Genomic DNA, 5808 nt, shown 5'->3' on the forward strand with positions numbered 1-5808 from the left:
CCTGCGCTGCGGAGAGGGAACCATTTTGCAGGGCTTGCTGGATGGCGGCGGCCTGGATGATATGCACCTCGGGCTTGCCCAGCGACAGGATCAGGTCGGCCCCGGCCTGAAGGCTTTTCACGGCAGACTCGCCCAGGGAGTAGTTTTGGGTAATGGCTTTCATGTCCAGCGCATCGGTGACAATGATGCCCTGGAAGCCCAGTTTTTTGCGCAGATAACCGGTCAGGACTTTTTCGGAGAGCGTGGCGGGGTATTGCGGGTCGAGTGCTGGGAAGCGGATGTGAGCGCTCATGACCGAGCGGATACTGGCATCCACGGCCTTGCGAAAGGGATAGAGTTCGGTGCACTCGAGCTCTTCTAAGGGCTTGTTCACCACCGGCAGATCCAGGTGGGAGTCCAGCGCGGTATCGCCGTGTCCGGGGAAGTGTTTGACCGCTGCCATGACCCCGGCGCCCTCGAGCCCCCTGGCCCAGGCCAGCGCCAGCCTGGCCACTTTTTTGGGGTCGGAGCCAAAACTGCGGTCACCAATCACCGGGTTTCTGGGGTTGGTATTCACATCCATCGAGGGTGCAAAGTTCCAGTTGATGCCCAGCGAGATTAGCGTGTGGCCCACGGCAGCGCCCACCGCTTCCGTGGTTTTGGCGTCACCCATGGCACCCAGAGCCATCGGGGAAGGGGCCAGGGAGAACTCCAGCACCCGCTGCACGGCCCCGCCTTCCTGGTCAATGGCAATCCAGGCCTGTGGCCCCAGTTGCTCCCGAATTTCGGCCACCAGCCTGCGCACTTGGGCCGGGTTCTGGATGTTTTTGCGAAACAAGCACACCCCGCCAAAGCGGTAGCGCTCGAGGTGGGCACGGGTTGCAGCATCCAGGGCAGGGCCGGGGATGTCTACCATCATCAGGCTGGTGGCTAGATACAGGCTTTCCATAAGTACCCTTCCATTGTATGGCCGTGAAGTTTTGCTGGGCTGCAAAGAATCTATGACTACCTTGTGCAGGCAGAACCGCAAAGCTTGACAAAATACTACTTCAGATTGTAGGATTTTTGTAGAATAAAACTTCAAAGGGGCTTCAGTGTGAGTAAAGCGCAAATTCTCGAGCAGCTTCGTCACGGTTTGATTGCCTCGTGCCAGCCGGTGCGGGGGGGGCCGCTGGATCACCCCCATCTGGTCGCTGCCCTGGCCCAGGCCACACTGGCAGGTGGTGCGGTGGGGTTGCGCATCGAGAGCCTGGCCGACCTGGAAGCCACCAGGGCTGTCACATCGGTTCCGATTATCGGCCTGGTCAAGCGGGAAGTGCCGGGCTCCCCGGTATATATCACCCCCGAGCTGTCCGATGTGCAGGCCCTGATCGAGCGGCAGGCCGACCTCATTGCTTTCGATGCCACCTCGCGCCCGCGCCCGGTGGGGGTGGGGGAGATGATTGAAGCCATTCATGCCCAGGGCGGTCTGGCAATGGCAGATATCTCGACCCTGGAGGAAGGCCTCGAGGCCCATCGCCTGGGAGCCGACTTTTTGGGTTCAACGATGTCGGGCTATACCGACTATTCGCCCAGGCTGTCCGGCCCCGATCTGGAACTGGTGCATAGCCTTTCCAGGCGAGGGGCAAGGGTGATTGCTGAAGGCCGTATCGCTACCCCCGAGCAGGCCAGAGCGGCCCTCGAAGCAGGGGCTTTTGCCGTTACGGTGGGCACTGCCCTGACCCGCGTCGAGTTGGTGACGCAGGCCTTTGTGGATGTACTGAGGCGGGTGGCGAAATGAACTCGACCCAGGGCGCCCCGGAGGAACTCACCCATGCCTAACGGAGCGCTGGCTTCACTGCGAAGCCTGGGGGGCCATATGACCCCAGCGCTGCGAAAGATCGCCCGCTATGTGCAGGACAACCCGGAAAAGCTGCTCTATCAGACGGTGGTGGAGGTAGCAGATGGTTCGGGCTCTTCGGAAGCCAGTGTAATTCGCTTCTGCCGCGACCTGGGGTTTAGTGGGTTCCAGGAGTTCAAGCTGGCCCTGGCCTCCGATCTGGCAGCGAGTCCAGTTGGATTGGGGCCGCAGGACAACCCCCAAACCCCCGAAGAGGCCCTCGAGTACGTCAGCCACCATTGCAAACAGGCCCTCGAGGACACCTACCGTTTGCTGGATCTGAAGCAGGTGAACAAAGCTGTATACCTGATTTTGCAGGCCCAGCGCATAGACATCTACGGCGTTGGGGCTTCGGGGGTGACGGCCCAGGATTTCGCCTATAAGTTTATGCGCCTGGGCTACGCTACCCAGGCCCAGCCCGATGCCCACATGGCGGCTATGGCGGCGGCAACCCTGGACAAAAAAGCGCTGGCCATTGGCGTCACCCGTTCGGGTACCACTATAGACACGGTGAAAGCCATGGAAATTGCCAAGCATTCGGGGGCTCCAACCATCGCCATCACCCAGCGCACTAAAAGTCCAGTGGCTCGTTTTGCCGATGTGGTGCTGGTTACCTCGGTAGCCGAGAGCCCCCTGACGGGTGGTTCGGTGACGGCCAAAATGGGACAACTGCTGGTACTGGATCTACTCTATACATTGGTTGCAATACGTAGAAAGCAAGCTGCAGACTTCATCGCTCGTACGGCAGCGGCGGTGGCAGACAGGAATTACTGATGTGCCCCAGACAAAAAGAGCGCGTGTCTGGTGGGTGAAATCCGTTCGGCTAATTCAGGCTCGGCCTGTTAGCAGTAGTAGGAGGAGACACTATGGTTAAGCGGTTGTTAGCAGCATCTGCGTTTGCGCTGGGCTTGAGCGCTTTTGCGCAGACCCAGATCGAGTTCTGGACGTACTATCTGAGCCCGAACTTCGACAACTATATCAAGGGCACCATCGCCGATTTCGAGAAGGAAAACCCCACTATCAAGGTGCGCTGGGTGGACAAACAGGACACCATGGAGCGCGATCTGACGGCTGCAGTGGCTTTGGGCCGAGCGCCCGATGTGGTGAACCTTTGGCAGGACTCCACCTTTGCTGCTGCACAGAACAGGATTCTCACCCCCATCACCCAACTGGTGAATCGAAACGTGCTCAACCAGCTTTACTACCCCAACGTACTGGATATCTTCGTGACCGAGGGACAGGTCTACGGTCTGCCCTGGTATGGCTGGCTCGATCAGGGGGTGATGATGTACAACCCCGATCTGTTGCAACGGGCCGGGGTAGACGTTCGTACCATCCGTAATACCGACGACCTCCTGGCGGCCTCCGAGAAGATCAAGAAGGCCACAGGAGCGTATGGCTGGCTGCCCCCGGTCAAAGACCCCAACGGGGCCAGCTTTCTGGGCCGCTTCTTCCTGGAAGGACTACCGGTCTATGACAAGGATGGAAAGGCTGCCTTTAACTCGCCCGCCCACATAGCCTTGCTGCAAAAGTATGTGGATGCCATGAAGAATGATGCCATCCCTCAAGAGCTGTTGCGCAAGGAAGCCTTTCAGCTTTCCAACGAGCTCTATAGCCAGGGCAAGGCTGCCATCGTGGTGGGTGCTCCTACCACCCTGAACCGGGTCAAGGAGGCCAACCCCGACCTCTACGCCAGAACCCGCATCGCTCCTGCGCCGCTGGGTAAGGCTGGTATTCAGACCGGGGGGGCGATGAGCCTGGTGGTTCCCCGCGCTTCCAAAAACCAGAGCGCTGCGATCCGATTTGCCCTGTTTGTAACCAGCCGCACCAACCAGGTCAAGTTCGCTAATGTGGTGCCTATCGTTTCTACAGCGGCTGGCTCGGAAAACGACCCCGGCCTCAGGGCCAGGAGCAACGACCCACTGGAGATTGGTAAAGGCATGAACTCGGCCTCGGGTCGCCTCATCAACCCTGGCTTCAAGCCCCCCAAAAACACCGACGATATCTACAAGAACTTCAATGACAACATCGAAGCTGCTTTCCTGGGGCGCAAGAGCGCCAAGCAGGCACTCGACGATGCGGTAGCCTTCTGGAACGCCAACGCTAAGTAAAGAGCCAGGTGCGAGGGGCAGAGGGACAAGGGCCAGCCATCCTTGCTCTCTGCCCAGTGGCGTGCTCTCTACGAGGACTCCTATGAAGCGAAAGGCATTTGCCATCACCCTGATTGCCTACGGCTTTCTCGCCCCTGCCCTGGTGCTGATGGGATTGTTTACCTTTTATCCCGTGTTCTATGGCTCCTATTTGGGTTTTACCGACTACACTGTGGCCGATCTTGCTTCGGGGGAGGGGCCGCAGTGGGTGGGGTTCAAAAACATCCAATTTGTGCTGGGTGATCCCCTGTTCCAGACCGGCGTCCTTAACTCGCTCAAATACTTGCTGGTGGTACCCTTGCTGCAAATTGCTTCACTGGCGGTAGCGGTGCTGGTCAACCAGAAACTGCCCTTGATGGCTTTTTTTCGGGTGGGTTACTACATACCGGTGGTTACCTCAATCTCGCTGGCAGCGGTGATGTGGGAATGGATATTTCAGAAGGAAGGTTTTCTTAACTGGTCTTTGCAACTGCTCAATGTGCTCAACAGCGAGGGCCGTTTTAACTGGTTGCTCAACGAAAATACCGCTCTGTGGGCGATCATGCTGGTAACGTTCTGGCGGGGCTTTGGCTACTACATGGTGCTCTACCTGGCGGGCCTGCAAAGCATCCCCGCCGAGCTCGAGGAAGCCGCTACCCTGGACGGGGCTAACGCCTGGCAGCGCTTCTGGCTGATTATCGTGCCGCTGATGCGCCCGACCCTGCTCTTGTGCAGCCTGCTCTCGACCATTGCTGCGATTCGGGTGCTGGAGGAAATCATCGTTTTTACCGGAGGCAGCGGGGGGCCGCTCAACAGCACTTACACGGCTTTGCTGTACGTTTATAACAAGAGTTGGGGCAACATGCTCAATGCCAACTTTGGGGTGGCAGGGGCCGCCGGACTGCTGATTGCGCTGGTAGGGTTTGCCCTGAGCTACGTTAACTTCCGACTGACCCGTGAGGAAAGGAGCGAGCGATGACGGTGGAGTCCCAGGAAGCCGCCCTCTTGCACTCTCGAGCCATGCTGCGTAAAGGCCTGAGCATCGGTTTTAGCTATACCCTGATGCTCCTGATACTGGGCTTTGCCATCTTCCCCTTTCTCTGGACTCTGGCCATCTCCATCACCGACAAACAGGCCAGCGGCATCAGCATCTATGACTTTCCCCGAAGCTTGTTCCCTCCAGCCCTCACGCTGGGCAATTTTTTCGAGGTAATCAACAAGCTTAATCTGGGCAAGTATCTCCTCAACTCGGTCATCATCACCGTGCTAACGGTAGTAGGAACCCTGGGGGTCTCGGCGCTGGCCGCCTATCCGCTGGCCCGGCTGCAATTTCCTGGCAAGGCCCTCATCTTTGGAGCTATAGTGGCTACGCTGGTTCTGCCCACTGAGATTGCTTTTATCGTCAATGTCATCACGCTGCGCGACCTGGGGCTGTTGGGCTCGTATGCCGGGGTGGTGCTACCACTGGTGGCCACGGCTTTCGGCATCTTTCTGATGCGCCAGGCCTATCTGGCCATTCCCGGCACCCTGATGGAAGCGGCCCGCATAGATGGGGCCAGCGAAATGCAAATCCTGTGGCGGGTGATGATTCCGCTGTCCATACCTTCCCTAACGGCCCTGGGAATCTTCACCCTGGTGGGTACCTGGAATGCTTTTTTCTGGCCCTCGGTAGCCCTGCTGACCAACGACAATTTGTTGCCCATGTCGGTGGCAATTCTCAAACTGAAAGGGCAGTTCAACTATGCTGTACTCAATGTCGCGGCTGGAGCCATGATCATGATGATTCAGGCACTGGTGGTATCATTTCTGGTCCACCCCTTT

The 5808-nt window shown here is 58.3% G+C and carries 6 protein-coding genes; 5 read left to right on the top strand and 1 reads right to left on the bottom strand.

The window, feature by feature from the left end:
• Nucleotides 1-928, bottom strand: a 928-nt coding sequence (gene nagZ, locus Q0288_RS15105; RefSeq protein ID WP_299432156.1) for a beta-N-acetylhexosaminidase, incomplete at its 3' end; no start/stop codon positions are given.
• Between the two features lie 147 nt (nucleotides 929-1075).
• On the opposite strand from nagZ, the gene Q0288_RS15110 reads away from it, so the two are divergent.
• The 5 genes from Q0288_RS15110 to Q0288_RS15130 all read left to right on the top strand — a co-directional run.
• A complete protein-coding gene (locus Q0288_RS15110) occupies nucleotides 1076-1759 on the top strand; it encodes an N-acetylmannosamine-6-phosphate 2-epimerase (protein WP_299432159.1) in 684 nt (227 codons plus the stop codon).
• Nucleotides 1760-1792: 33 nt separating this feature from the next.
• Complete coding sequence (locus tag Q0288_RS15115) at nucleotides 1793-2632, top strand: MurR/RpiR family transcriptional regulator (protein ID WP_299432162.1); 840 nt, start codon at nucleotides 1793-1795, stop codon at nucleotides 2630-2632.
• Nucleotides 2633-2724: 92 nt separating this feature from the next.
• Nucleotides 2725-3969, top strand: a complete 1245-nt coding sequence (locus Q0288_RS15120) for a sugar ABC transporter substrate-binding protein (protein WP_299432165.1) — start codon at nucleotides 2725-2727, stop codon at nucleotides 3967-3969.
• A gap of 82 nt (nucleotides 3970-4051) precedes the next feature.
• The gene (locus Q0288_RS15125) at nucleotides 4052-4966 is read left to right on the top strand and encodes a carbohydrate ABC transporter permease (RefSeq protein ID WP_299432168.1); all 915 of its coding nucleotides are present in this window, start codon (nucleotides 4052-4054) and stop codon (nucleotides 4964-4966) included.
• On the top strand, nucleotides 4963-5808 hold an 846-nt coding region (locus tag Q0288_RS15130; protein ID WP_299432171.1), incomplete at its 3' end, for a carbohydrate ABC transporter permease. The genes Q0288_RS15125 and Q0288_RS15130, both read left to right, overlap by 4 nt.

Origin of the sequence: uncultured Meiothermus sp. (genome assembly GCF_937863175.1) — a bacterium.
Classification (GTDB): domain Bacteria; phylum Deinococcota; class Deinococci; order Deinococcales; family Thermaceae; genus Meiothermus.